This window comes from Methylobacterium brachiatum (assembly GCF_900113845.1).
Lineage (GTDB): Bacteria > Pseudomonadota > Alphaproteobacteria > Rhizobiales > Beijerinckiaceae > Methylobacterium > Methylobacterium brachiatum.
The window spans coordinates 354,908-378,332 of record NZ_FOQW01000004.1 but is presented as its reverse complement, the minus strand read 5'-3'; the positions used below and the strand labels follow the sequence as shown (position 1 = coordinate 378,332).

Genomic DNA, 23,425 nt, shown 5'->3' with positions numbered 1-23,425 from the left:
CCTAAGTCACAGTGTCCGCGCGTAGTTCAAGCGCGGATGCCAGTCCATGACCCGACGTCCTCTTTCGCTACAGGCGATGACCCTGTCCACGAAGGTGATCCTGCTCGCCATGGTTGTGGTGACGCTCACGGCGGGGGCGATCTGGATCACCGTCTCGCGGCAGACCTGGTCGCAGATGGAGGCGGAGCAGCGCAGCAACGGCGAGCGCAACCTGCGCACGCTGGCGCTCGTCCTGGCCGCGCGGCTTCCCGGAACGACGGCCGACGTGACGGAGGCGCGGATCGCCAAGGTGGTGGCGCCGAGCCTCGCGGGCTTCGCGGACGCGTCCGTGGTCGACGACGCGGTGGCCTATTCCGGCGGTGTCGCCACGGTGTTCAGCTACGAGCCGGCCACCGGTACCTTCGTGCGGCGGCAGACGACCGTGCGCGGCCAGGACGGCGCCCGCGCCGTCGGCACCCTGCTCGCCGCGGACAGCCCGGCCCAGGCCGCGGTGCGCGCGGGCCGGACCTACGAGGGCCCGGCGGTGCTGTTCGGGCGCCGCTACTACACCGTCTATCAGCCGACCCTGGACGCGGCCGGCACCGTCAACGGCATCCTGTTCATCGGGCTCCCGATCGAGATGTATTTCGACGCCTACGCGCAGACGATGACGAGCCTCAGCGTGGCCGCGCTGGTCATCGCGGTGCTCGCCTGCGCCCTGGTCGGCCTGGTGGCGGCGCGCCTGTTCCGGCCCTTCGCCGCCATCTCGTCGCGGATCGAGGCGCTGGCGGCGGACGATCTGGAGACCCCGATCCCCCATACCGGGCGCGGCGACGAGATCGGCGCGGTGGCCCGGTCCCTCGAGGTGCTGCGCAGCGCCGGCCTGCGGACCCGGGAACTCGAAGGTCTCCAGAGCGCGGGCGCGGCGGACGAGGCCCGGCGCCGGGCGAATCTCGACCGCGTCATCGAGGCGTTCCGCAGGCAGGTCGTGGTGCTGAAGGGCTCGCTCACCGCGAGCACCGGCGAGATGCGGGCGCGCGCCGACGAGATGGTGGCCACCTCCGCGGAGGCGGAAATCGCCGTGGCCGAGACCGAGCGGGGCTCGCACGAGACCTCGGCGAGCGTCCAGACGGTGGCGAGCGCGGCCGAGGAACTCTCCGCGTCGATCGGCGAGATCGGCATGCAGCTCGACCAGGCCGAGCGGCTGGTCACCACCGCGGCCGTGGAGGCCGAGACGATGAACACCGAGATCACGGACCTCGCGGATGCCGCGAGCCGGATCGGCGACGTGGTCGGGCTGATCCGCCAGATCGCCGGCCAGACCAACCTGCTCGCGCTCAACGCCACGATTGAGGCGGCCCGCGCCGGCGAGGCCGGCAAGGGCTTCGCGGTGGTGGCGTCCGAAGTGAAGGCCCTGGCCTCGCAGACGGCCAAGGCGACGGAGGAGATCGGCAACCAGATCGCCGGGGTCCAATCCTCCACCGAGGCGACCGTGGCGGCGATCGGCCGGATGGGCGAGCGGATGCGGGCGGTCACCGAGACCACGGGCGGCATCGCCTCCGCGGTCTCGGCCCAGAGCGCGGCCACGGCCGAGATCTCGCGCAACGTCGCCGACACGGCGGGGGCCACGGAGGCGATCGCCGGCGGCCTGACCACGGTGGCCGGCGCCGCAAGGCGCTCCGCCCGGATGGCGGCCACCGTCACCGGCGCGGCCCAGACCGTGGATTCGGTGGCGGCCGAGCTGGAGAGCGAGATCGAGCGCTTCCTCGCGCAGGTCGCCGCCTAGGCCGGGCCCGGCTCCGGTTCGGGCTCCCCGTTTTAGAGCCCGAACCGTGCGAAGGCGGCGCGCTCCTCCAGCGCCGCTAGGGCGTCCTCGGCGATCCCGCCCGGCGCCCCGCCCCGGCGCAGCAGGCGGGAGAGGATCCCGCCCCGGGCCTCGGCGACCAGACGCAGGTCGACCGTGTCGCCGAAGCGGACGCGCATCGTGGCGCGGACGTCGCCGAGCGCGTCGACCAGCCCGAGGGCGAGCGCCTGGCGGCCGGTCCAGACCGCGCCGGTGAACAGGTTCTCGGAGGTCGACAATGTCGGGCGCCGCGCCGTCACGAGCCCGGTGAACAGGTCCTGGATGTCGGCCTGGAGGCGCTTCAGGCGCTCCACGTCGGCCGGATCCTCCGGGCGGAACGGGTCGAGCATCGACTTCGCCTCGCCCTGAGTGTGGACCCGGCGCTCGACGCCGATCTTCTCCAGCAGGCCGTGGAAGCCGAACCCGGCCGAGACCACCCCGATCGAGCCGACGATCGAGGTCGGGTCGGCGACGATCTCGTCGGCCGCGCAGGCGATCATGTAGCCGCCCGACGCCGCGACATCCTCCACGAAGGCCACGACCGGCAGTGCCTTCTCCTCGGCCAAGGCCCGGATGCGCCGGTGGATCAGGTGCGACTGCGCCGGCGAGCCGCCCGGCGAGTTGATCACGATCGCCACCGCCTTGATCCCGGGCATCGTGAAGGCCCGTTCCAGGCTGCCCGCGACCCCGCCGATCGAGAGCCCCGGGCGGATCGGCGAGACCGCCCCGATCGTGCCGGAGAGCCGGACCACGGCGACCCGCGGGCGGCGGTCGCGGAAGCGGCGCGGCAGGAAGGCCCGGAGGGCGTCGGGAAGCGCGAACGGCATGGAGTCTCTTGGACGGCGCGGGAAGCGTGAGTGCTGCCGCCCGAATTGGGCGTTCCGGCGCCGCGCGCAAGGGAACCGGGACACGAGGTCCCGGCGCTCATGGCGGTCTGCGCAGTCGCAGCGGATCGAACCGTTTGCCGACCTTGGCGGTTCCTGCCGATGGCGCGGATCGCGCCGGCCCGGATCGGCGGACGGCCTCCGGGTGCTCACACGGGAGAGAGACGATGCGACCCTGGCCTATCCTGGTCCTGCTCGCGGCGCTGATCGGGGGCTTCGCCAACGCCCCCGCGGGAGCGGCGCCCCTGCCGGTCCCGGCCGCCGCCGAGGCGGCTGCGCCCGGCCCCACGGTGCAGCTCGCGCGCTGGCATCATCGGCGCCACTGGCACCGGCGCCATCACTGGCGGCGGCACTGGCATCACCGGCGCCATCACTGGCATCGGCGGCACCATTGGCACCGTCATCATTGGCACCGCCGGCCCGTCGTTTACCGCCGGCATTTCGCCCCCCGGCACCCGACTTTCTACTGACGGATGCAGCCTGCGCCCCGGCCGGACCGGTCCGGGGCGCAGCCTTGTGTGCGGGCGCGGAAAAGCTTATTTAACCACCTGATATCACTGCTGTTCCGCAAGGCCGTCCGGGCGCTCCGCGCGCCACCGGGACGGTCGCCAGCACCGCCCCTCCGGGCCTGATTACGGGTAATTCCTTGGCCGAGACCGATCCGACGGGCACCGCCCCGCCCGCCAGCGACATTCGCCCCGTCTCCATCACCGACGAGATGCGCCGCTCCTACCTCGATTACGCCATGAGCGTGATCGTGAGCCGCGCGCTTCCCGACGCGCGCGACGGCCTGAAGCCGGTCCACCGCCGCATCCTGTATTCCGCCTTCGAATCCGGGCACCTGCCGGAGCGGAAATACGTCAAGTCGGCGCGCATCGTCGGCGACGTGATCGGTCTCTACCACCCGCACGGCGACCAATCGATCTACGACGCCTTGGTGCGGATGGCGCAGGACTTCTCCATGCGCCTGATGCTCATCGACGGGCAGGGCAATTTCGGCTCGGTCGACGGCGATCCGCCGGCGGCCATGCGCTACACCGAATCGCGCCTGGCCAAGCCCGCCACGGCGCTGCTCTCGGACATCGACAAGAACACCGTCGACTTCCAGCCGAACTACGACGAATCGCGGGAGGAGCCCACCGTCCTCCCGGCCCGGTTCCCGAACCTCCTGGTCAACGGCGCCGGCGGCATCGCGGTCGGCATGGCGACCAACATCCCGCCGCACAATCTCGGCGAGCTGATCGACGCCTGCGTGGCGCTGATCGACGATCCGGGCCTGACCATCGAGCAGCTCACCGAGATCGTCCCCGGGCCGGACTTCCCCACCGGCGGCATGATCCTCGGCCGGGCCGGCACCCGGCAGGCCTACGCCACCGGCCGCGGCTCGGTGATCATGCGCGCCAAGTCGCATGTCGAGGAGCTGCGCAAGGAGCGCGAGGCGCTGATCTTCACCGAGATCCCGTATCAGGTGAACAAGGCGACGCTGGTCGAGAAGATCGCCGAGCTCGTGAAGGAGAAGCGGGTCGAGGGCATCTCCGACCTGCGCGACGAATCCGACCGCAGCGGCATGCGCATCGTGGTCGAGATCCGGCGCGACGCCATGGCCGAGGTGGTGCTGAACCAGCTCTACCGGTTCACGCCGCTGCAATCCTCCTTCGGCTGCAACATGGTCGCCCTCAACGGCGGCCGGCCGGAGCTGATGAACCTGAAGGACCTGCTCCAGGCCTTCGTGGACTTCCGCGAGGAGGTCGTCTCCCGGCGCACCAAGTTCCTGCTCGGCAAGGCCCGCGAGCGCGCCCACGTCTTGTGCGGCCTGGCCATCGCGGTCGCCAATATCGACGAGGTGATCCGGCTGATCCGGACCTCGCCGGACCCGAACTCGGCCCGCGAGGCCCTGATGAACCGCGACTGGCCGGCCCACGACATCGCGCCGCTGATCGCGCTGGTGGACGACCCGCGCCACCGGGTCGCCGAGGACGGCACCTACCGCCTGTCCGAGACCCAGGCCCGCGCCATCCTCGACCTGCGCCTGCAGCGCCTCACCGCCCTCGGCCGCGACGAGGTCGGGGACGAGCTGAAGACGCTGGCCGACGAGATCGCCGACTATCTCGACATCCTGCGCTCGCGCGCCCGCATCCAGGCGATCGTCAAGGACGAGCTGATCGAGGTGCGGCAGCAATTCGCCACCCCGCGCCGGACCGAGATCGTCGATTACGATTCGAGCGTCGACGACGAGGACCTGATCGCCCGCGAGGACATGGTCGTGACCGTGTCCCATGCCGGCTACGTCAAGCGCGTGCCGCTCTCGACCTACCGGGCCCAGCGCCGGGGCGGGAAGGGCCGTTCGGGCATGGCCACCCGCGACGAGGATTTCGTCACCCGCCTGTTCGTGGCCAACACCCACACGCCGGTGCTGTTCTTCTCCAGCCAGGGCCAGGCCTACAAGGAGAAGGTCTGGCGGCTGCCGATGGCCGCCCCGAACGCCCGCGGCAAGGCGCTGGTGAACATCCTGCAGTTGCAGGACACCTCCGAGCGCATCACCACGATCATGCCGCTGCCCGAGGACGAGGCGTCCTGGGAGACGCTCGACGTGATGTTCGCCACCGCCAGCGGCAACGTCCGGCGCAACAAGCTGTCGGACTTCGTCCAGGTGAACCGCAACGGCAAGATCGCCATGAAGCTCGATCCGGGCGATCACATCGTCCATGTCGAGATCTGCCGGCCGGACCAGAACGTGCTGCTCACCACGGCCAAGGGCCAGTGCATCCGCTTCCCGGTGGAGGATGTGCGCGTCTTCAAGGGCCGGGATTCCACCGGCGTGCGCGGCATCCTGCTCGCCCCGGACGACCGGGTGATCTCGATGACCATCCTGAACGCCTTCGACGCCAGCGCCGAGGAGCGGACGGGCTACCTGAAGATGCGCCGCGCCGTCACCGGTGAGGCGGAGGAGGGCGCCGAGGTGGAGGCCGAGGATGGCGCCGAGGCCGCCGCGATCTCGCCGGAGCGCTACGCCGAGATGGGCGCGGCCGAGCAATACGTGCTCACCCTGTCCGAGCGGGGCTACGGCAAGCGCTCCTCGTCCTTCGAGTACCGGACCTCGGGCCGCGGCGGTAAGGGCATCACGGCCATGCGGGTCAACGACCGCAACGGCAACCTCGTGGGCTCCTTCCCGGTCGAGGCCACGGACCAGATCATGCTGGTCACCGACCGCGGCCAGCTGATCCGGGTGCCGGTGGACGACATCCGCATCGTCGGCCGCGCCTCGCAGGGCGTGACCGTGTTCAACACCGCCAAGGACGAGAAGGTCGTGTCGGTGGAGCACATCGAGGGCGAGGACGAGGAGAACGGCGAGGGCGTCGCCGAGGCCGGTCCGGAGGGCGGCGCCGAGGAAGCATGAGGCTCCGGCCCGCGCACCGCGAGGTTCCGTCCGGCGCAAAAATGCTCTAGGTCGGGCCTCGATGACCCGCACCGCCCTCTACGCCGGCTCGTTCGATCCGGTCACGAACGGCCATCTCGACGTGGTCCGCCAGGCCTGCCGGCTGGTGGACCGCCTCGTGATCGCCATCGGCGTCCATCCCGGCAAGGCGCCGCTCTTCTCCGCCGAGGAGCGCGCCGCCCTGCTCACCGAGACCTGCGGGCCGGTGGCCGCGGCCGAGGGCGCGACGCTGGAGATCGCGACGTTCGCGGACCTCGCGGTCTCGGCGGCCCGGCGCTGCGGCGCCTCGATCTTCATCCGCGGCCTGCGCGACGGCACGGATCTCGATTACGAGATGCAGCTCGCCGGCATGAACGGCGCCATGGCGCCCGAGGTGCAGACCGTGTTCCTGCCCGCCTCGACGCAGGCGCGCCCGATTACCGCGACGCTGGTGCGCCAGATCGCCGGCATGGGCGGGGACGTCTCGCCCTTCGTGCCCGCCGCCGTCGCGGCCCGCCTCCGGCAGCGCTTCGCCGCCACCGCCTGATCCTCTGACCTCTCTGGAAGGAACCCGATGAATCGCCGCCACGCCCTCCTCGCGCTCGCCCTCACGTTCGGCTCCGTCCCGGCCGCCCGGGCCGCCGACGCCAACACGGTCTATCTCGAGACCAAGGACGGGCGCATCACCATCGCGCTGCGGCCCGACCTCGCCCCGAAGCACGTCAAGCAGATCAAGACCCTGATCTCCCAGGGCTTCTACGACGGCCTGAAGTTCCACCGGGTGATCGACGGCTTCATGGCCCAGACCGGCGACCCGAAGGGCAACGGCACCGGCGGCTCGAGCCTGCCGAACATCCCGGCGGAGTTCTCCCAGACCGCCGAGTTCCGCCGCGGCACCGTCGGCATGGCCCGCTCATCGGATCCGAACTCGGCCAACTCGCAGTTCTTCATCTGCCTCGGCGACGCGCCGTTCCTGAACAAGCAGTACACCGTCGTCGGCAACGTCACCGACGGGCTCGACGTGCTCGACAAGATCAAGAAGGCCGCCCCCGGCGCACCGGGCGGGGCCGTGCAGGACCCGGACAAGATCGTCCGCATGACGCTCGCCGAGAAGGCGAAGTAGCGCGCGCCGATGTGGCGCCGGCTCGCCGTCCTCGGCGCGCTCGCCCTCGCTCCGGCGGCGGCGGCGCGTGCCTATGATGGCGGCTATGCCTATGGCGGCTACGCCGACCAGGCCGGCGGCGGCTATCGCCTGAGCCTGCCGCAGACCTTGCGGGGCACCGTCGCGGTGCCGCTGGCGCAGCCCCCGGCCGGGGCTGCCGACACCCTGGCCGAGCTCTACCCGGTGCTGGCGGCCTGCTGGCAGCCGCCCGCCGGTCTCGGCCGGCCCGCGGCCGGGTCCGAGGATGTCGAGATCACCGCGCGGCTGTCGCTCCGGCGCGACGGCAGCCTGATCGGCACCCCGCGCATCACCTACGCGGCGGGGTTCGCGCGGGACCAGCGCCGCGCCCTCGTGCGGGCGACCCTCGAGGCGCTCGCCGGCTGCACCCCGGCGCGGATCACCCCGGGCCTCGGCCGGGCGATCGCCGGGCGGCCGGTGGCCCTGCGCCTGATCTACCGCCCGCCGGCCTGACCGTTTCGCCGCGCTCGCCGGATCCGGGGAGCGCCGCTACATTCCCACCAACAGGAAGGACCACACCATGGCCGACACCGACACTCTCACCCTCGAGACCACCAAGGGCCGCGTCGTGATCGCGCTGCGCCCCGACCTCGCCCCGGGCCATGTCGAGCGGATCAAGACGCTGGCAGCCCAGGGCTTCTACGACGGCGTGCCGTTCCACCGGGTGATCGAGAACTTCATGGCCCAGACCGGTGACCCGACCGGCACCGGCTCGGGCGGCTCCGAGCTGCCGGACCTGAAGGCCGAGTTCAACGCCGAGCCCCACGTGCGCGGCACCTGCTCGATGGCTCGCACCAACTTCCCGCACTCGGCGAACTCGCAGTTCTTCATCTGCTTCGACGACGCCCGCTTCCTCGACAAGCAATACACCGTCTGGGGCAAGGTCGTGGAAGGCATGGATGTGGTCGACACGCTCAACAAGGGCGAGCCGCCGCGCTCGCCGGACAAGATCGTCAAGGCCAGCGTGAGCGAAGCCGCGTAAGTTGAGACTCGGCCGCCCGTGCTCGCGACAGGTGCGGGCACGGGCGGCCAGAGTGTCATCACCGCCTTCGTTATTGCGGGCGGAGCGAGGCAACCGAGCGCAACGCCCGATTCCCGAACGTGGCGTATTCCTGGGTTGCTTCGCTGCGCTCGCAATGACGATGCGGGATGAGCAATCCGCCCTGACGCCGTCGTAGCGCTAAGCGCTCGGCAGACGTTCGGCCGTACGGCCCGCTCCGTCTGGCTCGCGTTCCGCGGCCGCGGCCAGATCCTCCGGCGTGTTGACGTTCAGGAACGGATCGACCCGCTCCACCAGCCATTCCAAGACAGTGGCACCATGGCGCGCGATGAACGCGCCGACCCGCCGCTCGTCCCGCTCCACCAGGGAGCGGCGCAGATCCCCCCGCAGCCCGACCGGCCAGAGCGCCACGGTGTAGTGCTCGCGCCCACCCGAGGCGGCCAGCGTGATCGGGACATTCCCCGGAGCCGATCCCAGCCGCATCGCGAGATCCGCCGGGAGGAACGGGGCATCCCCGGGCACGGTCAGCACATGGCTGACCTCAGGCCGCTGCGCGGCTGCGAAATCGAGCCCTGCCAGAAGGCCGGCGAGCGGACCCGGCAGGCCCGGCACCGTGTCGGGCAGGACAGGCCCCGGAAACACGCCGAACCGCGCCGGATCGCCGTTGGCGCTGAGCGCCAGCCCCGCCCCGCATTGCGGGCCGACCCGCTCGACTACGCGGTCCAGCAGCGTCCGCCCGCCCAGCCGCAGCAGCGGCTTGTCGACGCCGCCCATGCGCCGGCCGAGGCCTCCGGCGAGGATCAGGCCTAGGATGTGCGGGCGGTCGACCACGAAAACGTCACTCGATGACGATCCGCGGCGCGGTGCGGCCGGCCGGGGCGCCGGTGAGGTTTGCCCACAGGGACGCGGCGATGTCGCGGTAGACCTTGGCGTGCGGCCCGTCCGGATCGGTCGCCACCACGGGACGGCCGGAATCCGAGGTCTCCCGGATGGTCATGTCGAGGGGCACCTCGCCGAGGAACGGCACGCCGAGGCGCTGCGCCTCGATGCGGGCGCCGCCATGCCCGAAGATGTTCGAGGCGTGGCCGCAATTCGGGCAGATGAAGGTCGCCATGTTCTCGATCACGCCGAGGATCGGGACCGCGACCTTCTTGAACATGGTCACGCCCCGGCGGGCGTCGATCAGCGCGAGATCCTGCGGCGTCGAGACGATGACGGCGCCCGAGAGCGGCGTCGCCTGAGCCATAGTGAGCTGGGCGTCGCCGGTGCCGGGCGGCATGTCGACGATCAGCACGTCGAGCTCGCCCCAGAGCACGTCCCGCAGCATCTGGGTGATGGCCGATTGCACCATCGGGCCGCGCCAGATCATCGCCGTCTCGGGCTCGATCAGGAAGCCGATGGACATGACCTTCAGGCCATAGCCGACCATCGGCTCCATGGCCTTGTTGTCGACCACGGTCGGCTTGCCGGACAGGCCGAACAGCTTCGGCACGGAGGGCCCGTAGATGTCGGCATCGAGCAGGCCGACCTTCAGCCCCTGGGCCTGGAGGGCCAGCGCGAGGTTGCAGGCGGTGGTGGACTTGCCGACGCCGCCCTTGCCAGAGGCGACCGCCACGATGTGGCGCACGCCGGCGATCTGCGGCCCCTGGTTCGGCGGTGCGCCGGGCCGCGGCGGCGCGACCGGCGGCGGGGTCACCGGACGCGGCGCGGCGTCGCTCTGGGCCGGCATGCCCGGGCCGCGCTCCGAGGTCAGGCTGGCGAACACCCCCGAGACGCCCGGCATCTGCAGGACGCGCCCCTCCGCCTGCCGCCGCACCGGCTCAAACCGCTCGGCCTCGCTCGGATCGACCAGGATCGAGAACATCACCCGGTTGCTCGGATCGACCACGACCTGGGACAGTCGCCCGGAGCCGGGCAGGGTGGTGCCGGCGGCGTCGACGGTGACGGATTGGAGCGCGCGCAGCACGTCGTCGCGGGTAATCGCCAAATCGTCCTCCACCGGGAGCAAGCAGGTCTAATACCCGCTGCATGTAACCGAGCGCCGCGAGAACGCCAGACCCGTCCTCGTACCTCCGTGACGCGGCCCTGTCTTAAAGGGCTTTGCACGGAGTCACCGCCGTCCCGGTGGAACGGCGATCAGATTGCATTCCTCCATCGGGCCGCGCACCACGGTGCCGTCGCCGCGCCGGTAGAAGCCGTAGCGAACGTGGCGGCAGCCGAGCGGCCCGCGCAGGCGCTTCACCCGTTCGATATGGACGCTGCCGGCGCGGCGCCCGGAGAAATCGTGGCCGCCGATCCGGACGCCCGGCCCGAACCGGACCTCGGCGCGGGCCGGCGCGGCCGCCAGCCAGACCGATCCGATGAGCACGGCCAGCCCCCAGCGGGCCGTCCACCGCCCGTTCGCCCCCATCCCGAAACCTCCTGAACCAAGCGGGCCTTCGCCCGTTGTCGAGGCGACTTGCGGGCGGGGCCTCACCAGAGGGGTCCCCCCGCGCGACTCGAGCGCCACGTCGGCGACAGCCAAGGAGACCGGTTTCATGCATCAGGGCAACCACCGCGACCACGAGGGCGCGAAGAAGCTGTTCGAGCTGATCAAAGACGTGAAGATCGCGATGATGACCACCGTCGATGCCGAGGGGACGCTCAACAGCCGCCCGATGTGGAACAACGACGCCGACGAGAACGGCGACCTGTGGTTCTTCACCAAGCTGCACTCGCCCAAGACCTCCGAGATCAGCAAGGACAACCAGGTGAACCTCGCCTATTCGGACCCGTCGAGCCAGACCTATGTCTCGGTGGCCGGCAAGGCCGAGATCGTGCGCGACCAGGCCAAGATCGACGAGAAGTGGAATGAGAGCCTGAAGACCTGGTTCCCCAACGGCAAGAACGACCCCGAGGTCGCGCTGATCCGCGTCCATCCGGAGAAGGGCGAGTACTGGGACAGCCCCAACAGCACGATGCTGCACCTCTACGGCTACGTGAAGGCGTCGCTCACCGGCGAGAGCCCCAAGACCGAGACCAAGAAGGTCGATCTCGCCTGATCGCGCGACAGCGCGGCGAGGATATCGGGGGCGGCGCGCCGGAGGGCGGGCCGCCCTTCTTCTTGACGCGACCGCGCCCGGCATGCGCTCTGCGCCGGTGACGCGGCGGAAGAGTCCGAAGAGCATGATTGATCTGGCGAAGCGGGTCTACGATCACAGCTTCCGCATCGACCCGATCGTGCGGTCGCTGCTCGACACGGATTTCTACAAGCTGCTGATGGCGCAGACGATCCTGCGTCGGCATCCCCAGATCAGCACGACCTTCGGGATCACCAACCGGACGAAGCGCATCCGCATCGCCGACGAGGTCGATGCCGGGCTGCTGCGCGAGCAGCTCGACCATGCTCGCAGCCTCCGACTCAGCAAGGGCGAGGTGACCTGGCTGCGCGGCAACGTGTTTCGCGGCCAGGGGCGGATCCTCGGCCCCGAATTCGTGGCGTGGTTCGAGGGTTTCCAGCTGCCCGACTACGAGCTCGCGGTCCATGACGGCCAGTACGAGCTGACCTTCCACGGTCCCTGGATCGAGACCACGATGTGGGAGGTTCCGGCGCTGGCGATCCTCAACGAGCTGCGCGCGCGCGCCGTGCTGCGCGGCCTCGGCAAGCTCGACCTGCAGGTGCTCTACGCCCGCGCGATGACCCGGGTCTGGGAGAAGATCCAGCGCTTGCAGAAGCTGCCCGACCTGTCGGTGGCGGATTTCGGCACGCGCCGGCGCCACGGCTTCCTCTGGCAGGATTGGTGCGTCCAGGCGATGGCCGAGGGTCTGGGCGGCGCGTTCCTCGGCACCTCGAACTGCCTGATCGCGGCCCGGCAGGAGGTCGAGCCGGTGGGCACCAACGCCCACGAATTGCCGATGGTCTACGCGGCGCTGGCCGAGGACGACGCGTCGCTCGCCGCCGCGCCCTACCGGGTGCTGGCCGACTGGCAGGAGGATTACCAGGGCAACCTCCGGGTCATCCTGCCCGACACCTACGGCACCACCGGATTCCTGGCCAACGCCCCGGACTGGGTCAGCGACTGGACCGGGATCCGCATCGACTCGAAGGACCCGATCGAGGGCGGCGAGGAGGCGATCCGCTTCTGGCGGGAGCGCGGCTACGATCCCCGGGACAAGCTGGCGATCTTCTCCGACGGGCTCGACATCGACCAGATCGAGCACATCCACGCCCATTTCCACGGGCGCATGCGCATCGGCTACGGCTGGGGCACCCTGCTGACCAACGATTTCCGCGGCCTCCTGCCGGACGGCAAGCTCGATCCGGTCTCGGTGGTCTGCAAGGTCACGGAGGCGAACGGCCGCCCGACGGTGAAGCTCTCGGACAACCCGACCAAGGCCCAGGGGCCGGCCGACGAGATCGCGCGCTACCGCCGGGTGTTCGGGGTCGGCGAGCAGGAGGCTTTGCCGGTCCTGGTGTGAGGCGGTTCCGGCCTCGCATCCGTGAAGCCCGCCCCCTGACGGCCGGCGCGGACAGCAGGTATGGTGTCGACCAACAGGGCCCGCCGCCCGGCCGGCCCGATGGGAGAACGCCATGACCCTGAACCGCCGCTCGCTCATCGGCGCCGCGGGCCTCGCCCTGGCAGCGCCGGCCCTCGACGGCGCGCAGGCCGCCGACGCCGCGAGGCCGGCCGCCAAGGTGCCGCCCGTCACCAAGATCCTGGCGCAGTGGATCCTGGCTTCGTCCTACGACACCCTGCCGGAGAATGTCCGGCGCGAGGGCGTGCGCAGCTTCCTCAACTGGGTCGGCGTGGCGATCGGCGGCTCGCACCATGAGACCGTGGACGTCGCGGTCTCGGCGCTGCAGCCGTTCTCCGGGCCGCCGCAGGCCGGCCTGTTCGGCCGGTCGGAGCGGTTCGACATCATGAACGCCGCCTTCCTGAGCGGCGTGGCGAGCCACATCTTCGATTTCGACGACACCCACCTGAAGACGATCATCCACCCGGCCGGCCCGGTCGCCTCGGCGATCCTGGCCTATGCCCAGATGAAGCCGGTCTCGGGGAAAGCCTTCCTCGACGCCCTGGTGGTCGGGATCGAGACCGAGTGCCGGATCGGCAACGCGGTCTACCCGAACCATTACGATGCCGGCTGGCACATCACCGGCACCTGCGGGCCGTTCGGCGCGGCGGCGGCGGTCGGCAAGCTGATGGGGCTCACCGAGCCGCAGATGGTCTACGCGCTGGGGCTCGCCGCCTCGCAGCCGGTCGGCCTGCGCGAATCGTTCGGCTCGATGAACAAGAGCTTCAACCCGGGCCGGGCGGCCTCGAACGGCCTGTTCGCGGCGATCCTGGCGGCCAAGGGCTTCACCTCCTCGGACGGCATGATCGAGGCCAAGCGCGGCTGGGCCAACACCATCTCGACCAAGCAGGACTGGTCCGAGATCACGGACGGGCTGGGCACCCGCTACGAGGCGCTGCTCAACACCTACAAGCCGTTCGCCTGCGGGATCGTCATGCATCCGACGATCGATGCCGGGGTGCAGATCCGCGACCAGGACCATGTCCGGCCGGAGGACATCGCCCGGGTCGACCTCAAGGTCCATCCGCTGGTGCTGGAGCTCACCGGCAAGACGGCGCCGAAGACCGGCCTGGAGGGCAAGTTCAGCATCTACCACGCGGCCGCGATCGCGCTCGTTGAAGGTGCGGGCGGCGAGAAGCAGTTCAGCGACCGGGCGGTGAACGACCCGCGCGTGGTCGCCCTGCGCCAGAAGGTGGTGCCGGTGATCACCCCGGGCATCGACGCCGCGCAGGTGGACATGACCGTGACCTTGACCGACGGGCGGAGCTTCCACCGCCGGATCGAGCACGCGATCGGCAGCGTCGAGACGCCGATGTCGGATGCGCAGCTCGAAGCGAAGTTCACCGACCTCGCCGCCGGGGTCTTGCCGGAGGCCCAGGCCAGGCGGGTGATGCAGATGTGCTGGTCGCTGCCCGAGCTGGCGGATGTGGGCGAGGTGGGGCGGGCCGGGGTGCAGGGCGCGTAAAGACGACGGCCGGCCGACGTTGACGGTCCGCCGTTCCGGCACCAAGATCCCGGGATGCCCGACCTGCCGATGAAAGACATTCGAGAGATCAGTCTTGAGGCCGTTCGAAGCATCGCAGGCTCTCAAGCCGGTGAAGCTGAAGTCGGGATCGGCCTCGATTCGTCCGACGAGCCCGTCTATCACATCACGCTGCAACTCGATCGCGGCCAGCAATCCATCCTGTCTTCGGCGGACAGGCTCCAGATCCGCCAGAGGATTCGGGATGCCCTGATCGAGGCCGGCGACGAGCGCTATCCGTTCGTCCGTTTCCTGTCGCAAGACGACTGGGACGCCCGCACCCGTGCTCGATCCCCGTGAGTTGCTTCAGGTCGCGCGCGCCCTGGCGGCCGGACCATCGCCGGTCGATGCCGAACTCCGTCGTGCGATCTCGTCCGCCTACTACGCGCTGTTTCACGCGACCCTGAAGATGGCGACCGAGCGCTTCGTGGGCGCGCCGCACCGGACCACGTCGGCCTACGCTCTGATCTATCGCGGCTTCGTCCACAATCGAATGAAGGACGTTTGCCGGGCGATCGACCGGCCGATCCTGGGACAGCGGCATCAGACGCTGTTGCAGCGAACCCGCGTCTCCCCCGAGGCACGGACATTCGCCAACGCCTTCGTGAGCCTGCAGGCCCTTCGGCACAGGGCCGATTACGATCCGCAAGTCGCCTTCCGGCGATCGGACGCCGTCGATGCCTGCGATCAGGCCGAGAGCGCCGCCCAGGCTTTGGCCGCCATCGATCCGGTGGAGCTCACCGATATCCTCGCCCTGCTCTTGGTCGAGGCGCGGGTGTAAGGCCCTCTCAGTCCCCGCGCCATAGCCCGCACGGCATTCCGGCCCCGGATCGGCGGAGCCTGCGGGATCGTTTTCCGGCCCCGTGCCGTTCCCCTGCCGCGAGGCCCCGTGACCCCGGCGGGCGCCCGCTTGTGGCGTTCGGGGTGTGGACTCGCAGCATGGGCACCAGAACCCCGGTCGGGGCGCAGCCTGGACACGCGCTGGTTCCGCCGCGGCCGGCCCGCGTGACCGCGGCCGAGACCCCGCGGACCACCTTGGCGTCGCCGATCCTGGTCGGGGCCACCATCGTGGCGGTGCTGTATTTCGGCCGCGAGATCTTCATCCCGATCGCGATCGCGCTGCTCCTGTCCTTCGTGCTGACGCCGCTGGTGAACCGCCTGCGGCGCCTGCGCCTGCCGCGGCTGATGGCGGTGGGCGTGAGCGTCCTGCTGACCCTCGGGATCGTGGGCGCGATGGCGACCCTGATCGGCATCCAGGCGGCCGATCTCGCCGGCGACATCCCGCGCTACCGCGCCACCATCGAGCGCAAGATCGAGGGCCTGCGCGCCTCGCCGGTAGGACACGTCACCGATTACATCGCCAATATCGGCCGGGCGCTCCACAACGGCGGCAAGGAGCCGGGCCAGGACCAGGCCAAAGAGCCGGCCAAGGAGCCTGCGAAAGAGCCACAGCAGGCCGCGCCGCAGGCACCCGAGGCGGCGCCCGGGCTGGACCCGGCGCGGCCGGGGCAAAAACCCGTCCTGGTCGAGGTGTCGTCGACCCAGCCGGGGCCGCTCGAGACGCTCGGCACCCTGCTGTCGCCGGTGCTGCAGCCGCTGGCGACCGTCGGCATCGTCTTCGTGGTGCTGCTGTTCGTCCTGATGCAGCGCGAGGATCTGCGCGACCGGATGATCCGGCTCGCGGGCTCCAGCGACCTGCACCGCACCACCGGGGCGATCGACGACGCGGCCGGGCGCCTGAGCCGCTACTTCGTGGTGCAGCTCGCCCTCAACACCGCCTTCGGGGTCGTGATCGGGATCGGCCTCTACGTTATCGGCGTGCCGAACCCGGTGCTGTGGGCGATCTTCGCGGCGCTGATGCGGTTCGTGCCCTATCTCGGGGCGTTCCTGTCGGCGCTCCTGCCGATCACGCTCGCCGCCGCGGTCGATCCCGGCTGGAACATGATGATCGCGGTGGCGATCCTGTTCCTGATCCTGGAGCCGCTCACCGGCCAGGTGTTCGAGCCGATCTTCTACGGCCAGTCCACCGGGCTCTCGCCCTTCGCGGTGCTGGTCTCGGCCCTGTTCTGGACCTGGCTGTGGGGGCCCGTCGGCCTGCTCCTGTCGACGCCGCTCACCGTCTGCCTGGTGGTGCTGGGGCGCCACGTCGAGCACCTCGAATTCCTCGACGTGCTGTTCGGCGACAGGCCGGCGCTCACCCCGGTGCAGAACTTCTATCAGCGGATCCTCGCGGGCGATTCCGAGGAGGTCCTGGGCCATGCCGAGCTGATCCTGCAGCAATGCTCGCTCTCGTCCTACTACGACGAGGTCGTCCTCAAGGCCCTCGAACTCGCCGCCCGCGACGCGGCGCGCGGGGTGCTCACCGCCCAGCAGAAGGGGGCGATGCGCACCGCGCTGGGCGAGCTGATCGCCGACCTGTCCGACCGCAGCGACGCCAGCACCGAGGCGGCGGGCGAGAACGGCGAGAACGCCTGCAGCCCGATGCCGATCGGCCCGGCGCCCGACGCGCTGCCCCAGGCCTGGACCCGCCAGGGCGCGGTTCTATGCATCTCGGGGCGCGGCTTCCTCGACGAGGCCGCAGCTATGATCCTGGCCCAGATCCTGGAGAAGCGCGGCATCGGCGTCCGCACGGTGCCGTTCTCGGACGCCTCGACGGCGCGGATCGGACGGTTCGAGCCGGGCCCCGCCCGGATGGCCTGCGTCGTCTCGCTGGCGCTGAACGGCGAGCCGACCCACCTGCGCCGACTGGTCCGGCGCCTGCAGGATCGGATGCCCGGCGTGCCGGTCCTGCTCGGCCTGTGGCTCGCCCAGAACGGCCAGTCGGACAAGGTCGCGCGCGCCAAGGACGGCGCGACCGCGGCGACCGATCAGGTCGCGTCCCTGCGCGAGGCGATCGAAGCGGTTCTGGCCGCCGTCCAGGCGGACATCGCGGCCGTTCCGGAGACCGGGGCGGCGGCGCGCGAGCCGGAACCGGCGGACGCATGAGCGGAGGGGACTTGACGGCCGGGGTGCCGCCCCGGTTTCGTCGCGCACCGGCCGGGCTGCCGGACGGGTCGCGGACAGATCAGGGGACAGGGCCGATGAGCGTCGTCGAACTCGGGCGGTTCATGGACGATCTCGCGGACGCGTCCGGCAAGGCGATCCTGCCGTTCTTCCGCGCCCAGTTCGGCCTCGACGACAAGGCCCGCGGCGGCGCGCCGTTCGATCCGGTCACGGAGGCCGACCGGGCCGCCGAGGTCGTGCTCCGGGCGATGATCGGCCAGACGTTTCCCGGCCACGGCATCCTGGGCGAGGAGTTCGGCGCCGAGCGGCTGGACGCCGAATGCGTTTGGGTGCTCGACCCGATCGACGGGACCCGCGCCTTCATCGCCGGCCTGCCGACCTGGGGCACGTTGATCGGCCTGACCCGCAACGGCGTGCCGGTGCGCGGGCTGATGCACCAGCCCTATCTCGGCGAGCGCTTCACCGGCGACGGCCGCCACGCCCGCCTGCGTGGCCCGGCGGGCGAGCGCACCCTGCGGACCCGCCGCTGCGCCGAGCTGGGCCAGGCGATCCTGGCCACCACCGACCCGCGCCTGTTCGCCTCCGGCGACGAGGCCGAGCGGTTCCGCACCCTGGAGGGCCAGGTGCGGCTGTCCCGCTACGGCGCCGATTGCTACGCCTATTGCATGCTGGCGGCCGGCCAGATCGACCTCGTGGTCGAGGCCGGCCTGAAGCCCTACGACATCGTCGCGCTGATCCCGATCGTCGAGGGCGCCGGCGGCCGGGTCACGGCCTGGGACGGCGGCTCGGCCGCCAAGGGCGGGCGGATCGTGGCGGCCGGCGACCCGCGCCTGCACGAGGCGGCGCTGAAGGTCCTGAACCCTTGAGGGCGCACCGTCTCACGGTCCATCGGCTCCGAGATTCGCATGCGCGCGGGAGCCTGTCCGCGTGCTGCTGAACGCGCTCGTCCTGTTGACGGGCCTGATGCCCGCCGTGGAAGATCGGGCGGCCACGCTCATGGCCGCGCCGTCGGCGGCTGTCGCCCCCACTGAGGCTGCGCCGCCGCGTTTCGATCCGGCGACACGCTCCGTCTCCAACTGGCACGTGCAGGCGGGTGAGAGCCTTCTGCCGCGCGCCCTGGCCCTGACGGCCCGGCTGGCCGAGGATCCGCCCTACGTCGCCCGCTGCGTCCGGCTCAACAACGGCTGGTGCATCAAGTCCGCCCGCTGGCCGGGGGAGATCGGTGCCGATGCCGAGGGCCACACCGCCTTCGCGACCCTGGCCGACGGGGCCGATGCGGCGGCGAGCCTGCTGCGCCGCTACTTCCGCGATTACGGCCGGCGCAACGCGCTCGCCATCGTGCGCCGCTGGGCGCCGTCCGAGTGCCGCGTCGCGACGCCGGCCCGCGCGGGCAGGGGGATCGCGATCGGGGTCGCGACGCCGGCGGTCTCGGCGACCCTGGCGCCTCGGGGGCTCGGCCGGACCCTGCGCGCTCGCTTCCTCGCCGCCCACCGGCCGGGCGGCGTGCCCCGGGCGCGGGCCAAGGCCCTGCGGGTGCAGCCCTGGTCGCCGCTCGCCCGGATGGCCGGCCGGCCCGGGGCGCGTCCGGCCGCCGCCCGCGTGCCGCACGTGGCGACGCTCCAGCCGGTGCCCGACATCGCTGCCGGGATCGCCGCCTCGGCCGAGTCCCGGCTGGCGGCCGCGCCCCGGGGCGCCGCGGATCCCGCAGCGCTCCTCGACCGCAAGCTGCCGAGCCCGGACCGGATGGTCGCGGAATCCGCCCAGCTGCCGGCCATCGCGGCCGGGCTGCCCCTGCTCGACCTGCGGCTGCCGGCGCCGCTCTGCACCGGCGACGAGGTCCGGATCCAGGCCTATGCGGCGCGGATCAGCGGCAGCGTCGGGCTGAAGCCCGGCGACGACCTCGACCTGTTCGGGCCGGACGGTACGCCGCGGCCCAACCTGGCGCCGGTCATGCTGGCCATGTCGGCGGTGGAACTCGGAACGCTCCGGGCCGGCCCGGATCTCGTCGCGGGGGCCATCGCCCGCCTGAAGCCCATGACACCGACACCCTAACGTCCTGGTTTCAAAAGGCCCGAGACCTTTTGCGGGTCCAGGGCGGAGCCCTGGCCTCTCGTGGGCTCCGCCCCCGAACCCCGGCAAAGGGCAAAGCCCTTTGGAAAGCCCGAGCCGGCCAAGCCTTGCGGTTCGGCCCGAACCGCGCCACCTGTGCCCGGCCTGTTTCCCGAGACGACGAGCCCGCCCGTGCCCCTGACCGACCTTGCCGCACGCGCCGGCTCGGCCGTCAAAGCCTTCGCCGAAGCCTCGCACGACCTGCTGATCCAGCCGACCTTGCGGCTCGGGGTCACCGGGCTCGCGCGCTCGGGCAAGACCGTGTTCACCACAGCCCTGATCCACCACCTCGTGGAGGCGCATGCCCTGCCGGCCTTCGCGCCCGCGCAGGAAGGCCGCCTGCGCCGCGCCCGGCTGGTGCCGCAACCCGACGACGACGTGCCGCGCTTCCCCTTCGAGGAGCATTTCGCGACGCTCACCGAGGCGAGGCGCTGGCCGCGCTCCACCGACCGGATCAGCCAGTTCCGCCTGGAGATCGCCTACGAGCGCGCCGCCGGCTGGCGCAGCGGCCCGGCGACCCTGATGCTCGACGTGGTCGACTATCCCGGCGAATGGCTGCTCGACCTCGCGCTGATCGAGACGAGCTACACCGCCTGGTCGCGCGCCACGATCAACGGCACGCGCCGGCCGGGCCGGAATGCCGTAGCGGCGCCCTGGCTCGAGGCGCTCAAGGGCTTCGATCCCAACGGCCCCCTCGACGAGGTCGCGGCCGAGCGCGCCAGCGACGCGTTCAAGACCTATCTGGCGGCCCTGCGCGCCGGCCCGGAATCGGTCGCCACGACGCCCCCGGGGCGCTTCCTGATGCCCGGCGATCTCGCGGGCTCACCGGCCCTGACCTTCGCGCCGCTGGACAACCTCACCGGCAGCATCGCCCCGGACAGCCTCGCCGGGCTGATGGAGCGGCGCTTCGAGGCCTACAAGGCCAAGATCGTCACGCCGTTCTTCCGCGACCATTTCCAGCGGGTCGACCGGCAGATCGTGCTGGTGGACGTGCTCGCCGCGGTCGATGCCGGGGCCACCGCCCTGGCCGAGCTGGAGGAGGCCCTCGACGCGGTGCTGCTCAGCCTCAATATCGGCCGCAACACGGTGCTGTCGAAGCTGTTCGCGCCGCGGGCCGACCGGGTGCTGTTCGCCGCCACCAAGGCCGACCACCTCCACCAGACCAGCCACGACCGGCTCGACGCGCTGCTGCGCCTGCTGGTCTCCCGGGCCATGCGCCGGACGGAGGCCGCGGGCGCCCGGGTCGGCACCGTGGCGCTCGCCTCCGTGCGCGCGACCCGCGAGACCACGGTCCATGACGGGCCCGAGATCCTGCGTGCGGTCGCCGGAACGCCCGAGGCCGGCGAGACGGTGGGCGACGAGGTGTTCGACGGCAACAGCGAGGCCGCGGTCTTCCCGGGCGAGCTGCCGGCCCGCGCGGAGGCCGTGCTGGAGGGTGCCGTCGCCCCGGGCTCGCTGCGCTTCCCGCGCTTCCGCCCGCCGCTGATCCGCCCCGACGGCCTCGGCCGCCCCGGCCACTTGCCGCAGATCCGCCTCGACCGGGCGATGCAGTTTCTGATCGGCGACAGGCTCGGGTGATGGGGAGGGTGGCTGTCTTGGTCGGCCATGAGGCTCGCGGACCGCGTTCCGGTCTATGCGAGGCTCGACAAGATGCCCGGTCCAGCCATGGCGTGCGCCATCCCTCCCCCCTCTGCGGGGGAGGGTGGGCCGGCCGTCAGGCCGGGTCGGGAGAGGGGCAGCGCGACGGTTCAGAATCTCACGCCTGTCGCGATGTCCCCGGAATCGTCGCTCCCCTCTCCCGACCCGCTTCGCGGGCCACCCTCCCCCGCAGAGGGGGGAGGAAGAGGCGCATGGGAGCGACCGCGGGCCCCATTCGTCGCCTGACGCTCCAACAGCCCACCGCCGTGAGGGCAGACCCGAAAAACCCCCTCTGGAGGCCGTAAGCATGTCGTCAGGCCAGAAGCCCCGCGCCTTCCGGATCAATCCCGAGCCGCTTCCGGGTGCGGGGGTGACCACGACGCCGCTCGCGGCGCGGCCGGAGCAGGCCCGGATCGTGGAGGAGCCGTTCGAGATCGTCGACGCGGCCGACGGCGTCGCGGTGCCGGTGGCGCCGCGGCGGCGCTCGCCCTGGGGGGCGCTGTTCCTGACCGCGGCCGGCGGGCTGGTCTCGCTGGGGATCGGGCTGTCGATCGAGCGGATGATCGCCGACCTGTTCCAGGCCGCGCCCTGGCTCGGCTGGGTAGCGCTCGCGCTGCTGGGCCTCGCCGGGCTGGCGCTCCTGGCGATCGTCGGGCGGGAGCTCGCCGGGCTGCGGCGCGAGCGGAAGATCGAGCGGCTGCGGCAATCCGCGATCGATGCGCTCGCCACCCGCGACCATACCGGCGCACAGGCGGTGGTGCAGGCGCTCTCGACCTTCTACGCCGACCGGGAATCCCTGGCGCCGGGGCGCGCCCGGATCGATGCGGCCGCCGACGCGATCCTCGACGTGGACGACCGGATCGGGCTGGCCGAGCACGAGCTGCTGGCGGGTCTCGACCGGCAGGCGCGCAACGCCATCGCGTCCACCGCCAAGCAGGTCTCGGCGGTGACGGCACTGTCGCCGCGGGCGATCGTCGATGTCGCGTTCGTGGTCTTCGCCGCCGTCCGCCTGCTGCGCCGGATCGCGGCCATCTACGGGGGCCGGCCGGGCTTCCTGGGCTTCCTGCGGCTGGCGCGCGCCGCGGTGGCGCATCTCACCGTCACCGGCGGCATGGCGGTCGGCGAGAGCGTGATGCAGCAGGTGCTGGGGCTCGGGATCGCCGCCCGGGTCTCGGCGAAGCTGGGGGAGGGTGTGCTCAACGGGCTGATGACCGCCCGATTCGGGCTGGCCGCCCTCAATGTCTGCCGGCCGCTGCCGTTCGTGCGCGAGGCGCCGCCGCGCCTCGCCGATGTGGCGGGCGAGCTGCTGCGCGCGGCAGAGCCCGAATCGAAATAGGCCGGCCCGGTTATTTGGCGGCGGTGGCGGCGCGGCGATTCGCGATGCGGGAGAACATGTTGCCGGTGTAGTCGGCGACCTTCGGCTTCTCGGGCTCGCCGACCTTGGCCTCGAACGCCTCGATGCGCTTCAGGAGCGCGGCGTCGTTGAACAGGGAGCTGTTGAAGTTGATGTGGGCCCGGGGCCCGAGGGCGGCCTGCACCAGGTCGAGTCGTTCCAGAAGCTCTTTACGCGTCACGGTGCTCTCCACGGGCGCCTTCGGGGCGAAGGACCGCCCAAGCCCATACTGGAAGCCGCGAGGGTAAACGACGCGTTAACGCGAGCGCGCTGTCCTACAGCCCCTTCAGGAATCCCGCGAGGCGCATCAGGCCCTCGGGCCACGGTCCATGCCCGCTGGCGACGTTGATGTGGCCCGATTCGCCGGCATCCACCGTCAGGGCGCCCCAGGCATGGGCGAAATCGTCGGCCCGGTCGTAGCGGCAATACGGGTCGGTCCGGCTGGCGACCAGGAGGGACGGGAAGGGCAGGGGCTCCCGCGGCACCGGCGCGAAGGCGCGCACAGTGTCGGGCAGGCCGGGCGCCTCCTCGACATCCGGGAAGGCCACGAACAGGGCGCCGCGCACCACGCCGGCGTCGAAGCGGGGCGCCGCCTCGACGCTGGCGACGACACCGAGGCTGTGCGCGATCAGGATCACCGGCCGGGTCGCGGCCGCCACCGCCTCGGCGATCCGCCCGCACCAGGCCTCGGGGGTCGGCGCGTGCCAATCGTCCTGGGTCACCACCTGCGCGGTGGCGAGGCGGCCGGCCCAGCGGGCCTGCCAGTGGTCCTCCTCCGAGCCTCCGAGCCCCGGGACGATGAGGATGTCGCAATCGGCGGTCTTCATGCCGGCTGCCTAGCGCATGACGCGGAAAAGTGGAATCCGGTTTCCCGAAATCATCATGCGGGAACAAGGCGCTAGCGC

At 71.4% G+C, this 23,425-nt stretch carries 23 protein-coding genes; 17 read left to right on the top strand and 6 right to left on the bottom strand.

The window, feature by feature from the left end:
* Window positions 1-46: 46 nt before the first annotated feature.
* Window positions 47-1,765, top strand: coding sequence for a methyl-accepting chemotaxis protein (locus tag BMZ47_RS06035; protein ID WP_091859696.1), 1,719 nt, complete (start codon window positions 47-49; stop codon window positions 1,763-1,765).
* Between the two features lie 32 nt (window positions 1,766-1,797).
* Here BMZ47_RS06035 and BMZ47_RS06030 read toward each other — a convergent pair whose 3' ends face one another.
* A complete protein-coding gene (locus BMZ47_RS06030) occupies window positions 1,798-2,649 on the bottom strand; it encodes a S49 family peptidase (protein WP_091859693.1) in 852 nt (283 codons plus the stop codon).
* A 224-nt stretch (window positions 2,650-2,873) separates the two neighbouring features.
* Here BMZ47_RS06030 and BMZ47_RS06025 point away from each other — a divergent pair, with 224 nt between their 5' ends.
* From BMZ47_RS06025 to BMZ47_RS06000, 6 genes are all read left to right on the top strand, one after another.
* The gene (locus BMZ47_RS06025; protein ID WP_007562897.1) at window positions 2,874-3,176 is read left to right on the top strand and encodes a hypothetical protein; all 303 of its coding nucleotides are present in this window, start codon (window positions 2,874-2,876) and stop codon (window positions 3,174-3,176) included.
* A gap of 176 nt (window positions 3,177-3,352) precedes the next feature.
* A complete protein-coding gene (gyrA, locus tag BMZ47_RS06020) occupies window positions 3,353-6,103 on the top strand; it encodes a DNA gyrase subunit A (RefSeq protein WP_091859690.1) in 2,751 nt (916 codons plus the stop codon).
* Between the two features lie 61 nt (window positions 6,104-6,164).
* Window positions 6,165-6,668 carry a pantetheine-phosphate adenylyltransferase gene (coaD, locus tag BMZ47_RS06015; protein WP_007562892.1) on the top strand — a complete coding sequence of 168 codons (504 nt, stop codon included), beginning with the start codon at window positions 6,165-6,167 and terminating at the stop codon, window positions 6,666-6,668.
* A gap of 27 nt (window positions 6,669-6,695) precedes the next feature.
* The gene (locus tag BMZ47_RS06010; RefSeq protein ID WP_091859688.1) at window positions 6,696-7,244 is read left to right on the top strand and encodes a peptidylprolyl isomerase; all 549 of its coding nucleotides are present in this window, start codon (window positions 6,696-6,698) and stop codon (window positions 7,242-7,244) included.
* A gap of 9 nt (window positions 7,245-7,253) precedes the next feature.
* Window positions 7,254-7,754, top strand: a complete 501-nt coding sequence (locus BMZ47_RS06005) for a UCP034077 family protein (RefSeq protein ID WP_091859686.1) — start codon at window positions 7,254-7,256, stop codon at window positions 7,752-7,754.
* 67 nt (window positions 7,755-7,821) lie between these two features.
* On the top strand, window positions 7,822-8,283 hold the full coding sequence (locus BMZ47_RS06000) for a peptidylprolyl isomerase (protein ID WP_007562886.1): 462 nt from the start codon (window positions 7,822-7,824) through the stop codon (window positions 8,281-8,283).
* A gap of 198 nt (window positions 8,284-8,481) precedes the next feature.
* Here BMZ47_RS06000 and mobA read toward each other — a convergent pair whose 3' ends face one another.
* The 3 genes from mobA to BMZ47_RS05985 form a co-directional block, all read right to left on the bottom strand.
* Window positions 8,482-9,132: a molybdenum cofactor guanylyltransferase MobA gene (gene mobA, locus BMZ47_RS05995; protein ID WP_091859683.1), complete on the bottom strand. Its 651-nt coding sequence runs from the start codon at window positions 9,130-9,132 to the stop codon at window positions 8,482-8,484.
* A 7-nt stretch (window positions 9,133-9,139) separates the two neighbouring features.
* The gene (gene apbC / locus BMZ47_RS05990) at window positions 9,140-10,288 is read right to left on the bottom strand and encodes an iron-sulfur cluster carrier protein ApbC (RefSeq protein WP_007562877.1); all 1,149 of its coding nucleotides are present in this window, start codon (window positions 10,286-10,288) and stop codon (window positions 9,140-9,142) included.
* Between the two features lie 123 nt (window positions 10,289-10,411).
* Complete coding sequence (locus BMZ47_RS05985) at window positions 10,412-10,711, bottom strand: hypothetical protein (protein WP_244536739.1); 300 nt, start codon at window positions 10,709-10,711, stop codon at window positions 10,412-10,414.
* A gap of 127 nt (window positions 10,712-10,838) precedes the next feature.
* Between BMZ47_RS05985 and BMZ47_RS05980 the strand changes: the two genes are divergently transcribed.
* The 10 genes from BMZ47_RS05980 (at window position 10,839) to BMZ47_RS05935 (ending at window position 22,463) form a co-directional block, all read left to right on the top strand.
* Window positions 10,839-11,342, top strand: a complete 504-nt coding sequence (locus tag BMZ47_RS05980) for a pyridoxamine 5'-phosphate oxidase family protein (protein WP_007562869.1) — start codon at window positions 10,839-10,841, stop codon at window positions 11,340-11,342.
* A gap of 124 nt (window positions 11,343-11,466) precedes the next feature.
* On the top strand, window positions 11,467-12,759 hold the full coding sequence (gene pncB / locus BMZ47_RS05975) for a nicotinate phosphoribosyltransferase (protein WP_091859680.1): 1,293 nt from the start codon (window positions 11,467-11,469) through the stop codon (window positions 12,757-12,759).
* Between the two features lie 112 nt (window positions 12,760-12,871).
* A complete protein-coding gene (locus tag BMZ47_RS05970; RefSeq protein WP_091859676.1) occupies window positions 12,872-14,320 on the top strand; it encodes an MmgE/PrpD family protein in 1,449 nt (482 codons plus the stop codon).
* Window positions 14,321-14,374: 54 nt separating this feature from the next.
* A complete protein-coding gene (locus tag BMZ47_RS05965; RefSeq protein WP_091859673.1) occupies window positions 14,375-14,677 on the top strand; it encodes a hypothetical protein in 303 nt (100 codons plus the stop codon).
* The gene (locus tag BMZ47_RS05960; protein WP_139220943.1) at window positions 14,661-15,158 is read left to right on the top strand and encodes a hypothetical protein; all 498 of its coding nucleotides are present in this window, start codon (window positions 14,661-14,663) and stop codon (window positions 15,156-15,158) included. The genes BMZ47_RS05965 and BMZ47_RS05960 overlap by 17 nt, the downstream gene beginning before the upstream one ends.
* Before the next feature lie 158 nt (window positions 15,159-15,316).
* Window positions 15,317-17,362, top strand: a complete 2,046-nt coding sequence (locus tag BMZ47_RS05955) for an AI-2E family transporter (RefSeq protein ID WP_091859668.1) — start codon at window positions 15,317-15,319, stop codon at window positions 17,360-17,362.
* 95 nt (window positions 17,363-17,457) lie between these two features.
* Window positions 17,458-18,246: a histidinol-phosphatase gene (gene hisN, locus BMZ47_RS05950; protein WP_091859665.1), complete on the top strand. Its 789-nt coding sequence runs from the start codon at window positions 17,458-17,460 to the stop codon at window positions 18,244-18,246.
* A gap of 61 nt (window positions 18,247-18,307) precedes the next feature.
* Window positions 18,308-19,432, top strand: coding sequence for a hypothetical protein (locus BMZ47_RS05945; protein WP_091859662.1), 1,125 nt, complete (start codon window positions 18,308-18,310; stop codon window positions 19,430-19,432).
* Window positions 19,433-19,621: 189 nt separating this feature from the next.
* Window positions 19,622-21,067: a YcjX family GTP-binding protein gene (locus tag BMZ47_RS05940; protein ID WP_007562851.1), complete on the top strand. Its 1,446-nt coding sequence runs from the start codon at window positions 19,622-19,624 to the stop codon at window positions 21,065-21,067.
* Window positions 21,068-21,434: 367 nt separating this feature from the next.
* Window positions 21,435-22,463 (top strand): YcjF family protein, encoded by a 1,029-nt coding sequence (locus BMZ47_RS05935; protein WP_091859660.1) that lies wholly within the window; start codon window positions 21,435-21,437, stop codon window positions 22,461-22,463.
* A 10-nt stretch (window positions 22,464-22,473) separates the two neighbouring features.
* Here BMZ47_RS05935 and BMZ47_RS05930 read toward each other — a convergent pair whose 3' ends face one another.
* Both BMZ47_RS05930 and BMZ47_RS05925 read right to left on the bottom strand, forming a co-directional pair.
* A complete protein-coding gene (locus tag BMZ47_RS05930) occupies window positions 22,474-22,701 on the bottom strand; it encodes a hypothetical protein (RefSeq protein WP_007562848.1) in 228 nt (75 codons plus the stop codon).
* A 94-nt stretch (window positions 22,702-22,795) separates the two neighbouring features.
* Window positions 22,796-23,347, bottom strand: coding sequence for an RBBP9/YdeN family alpha/beta hydrolase (locus tag BMZ47_RS05925; protein ID WP_091859657.1), 552 nt, complete (start codon window positions 23,345-23,347; stop codon window positions 22,796-22,798).
* Window positions 23,348-23,425: the final 78 nt, after the last annotated feature.

Bases quoted from the DNA above. Each gene is read 5' to 3' on its own strand.
- BMZ47_RS06005 (WP_091859686.1), top strand. From the start codon at position 7,254: ATGTGGCGCCGGCTCGCCGTCCTCGGCGCGCTCGCCCTCGCTCCGGCG.
- coaD (WP_007562892.1), top strand. From the start codon at position 6,165: ATGACCCGCACCGCCCTCTACGCCGGCTCGTTCGATCCGGTCACGAAC.
- BMZ47_RS05985 (WP_244536739.1), bottom strand. From the start codon at position 10,711: ATGGGGGCGAACGGGCGGTGGACGGCCCGCTGGGGGCTGGCCGTGCTC.
- BMZ47_RS05925 (WP_091859657.1), bottom strand. From the start codon at position 23,347: ATGAAGACCGCCGATTGCGACATCCTCATCGTCCCGGGGCTCGGAGGC.
- BMZ47_RS06000 (WP_007562886.1), top strand. From the start codon at position 7,822: ATGGCCGACACCGACACTCTCACCCTCGAGACCACCAAGGGCCGCGTC.
- BMZ47_RS05970 (WP_091859676.1), top strand. From the start codon at position 12,872: ATGACCCTGAACCGCCGCTCGCTCATCGGCGCCGCGGGCCTCGCCCTG.
- BMZ47_RS05965 (WP_091859673.1), top strand. From the start codon at position 14,375: ATGCCCGACCTGCCGATGAAAGACATTCGAGAGATCAGTCTTGAGGCC.
- BMZ47_RS05980 (WP_007562869.1), top strand. From the start codon at position 10,839: ATGCATCAGGGCAACCACCGCGACCACGAGGGCGCGAAGAAGCTGTTC.
- pncB (WP_091859680.1), top strand. From the start codon at position 11,467: ATGATTGATCTGGCGAAGCGGGTCTACGATCACAGCTTCCGCATCGAC.
- BMZ47_RS05955 (WP_091859668.1), top strand. From the start codon at position 15,317: ATGGGCACCAGAACCCCGGTCGGGGCGCAGCCTGGACACGCGCTGGTT.
- BMZ47_RS05935 (WP_091859660.1), top strand. From the start codon at position 21,435: ATGTCGTCAGGCCAGAAGCCCCGCGCCTTCCGGATCAATCCCGAGCCG.
- BMZ47_RS06010 (WP_091859688.1), top strand. From the start codon at position 6,696: ATGAATCGCCGCCACGCCCTCCTCGCGCTCGCCCTCACGTTCGGCTCC.
- BMZ47_RS06030 (WP_091859693.1), bottom strand. From the start codon at position 2,649: ATGCCGTTCGCGCTTCCCGACGCCCTCCGGGCCTTCCTGCCGCGCCGC.
- hisN (WP_091859665.1), top strand. From the start codon at position 17,458: ATGAGCGTCGTCGAACTCGGGCGGTTCATGGACGATCTCGCGGACGCG.
- BMZ47_RS06035 (WP_091859696.1), top strand. From the start codon at position 47: ATGACCCGACGTCCTCTTTCGCTACAGGCGATGACCCTGTCCACGAAG.
- BMZ47_RS06025 (WP_007562897.1), top strand. From the start codon at position 2,874: ATGCGACCCTGGCCTATCCTGGTCCTGCTCGCGGCGCTGATCGGGGGC.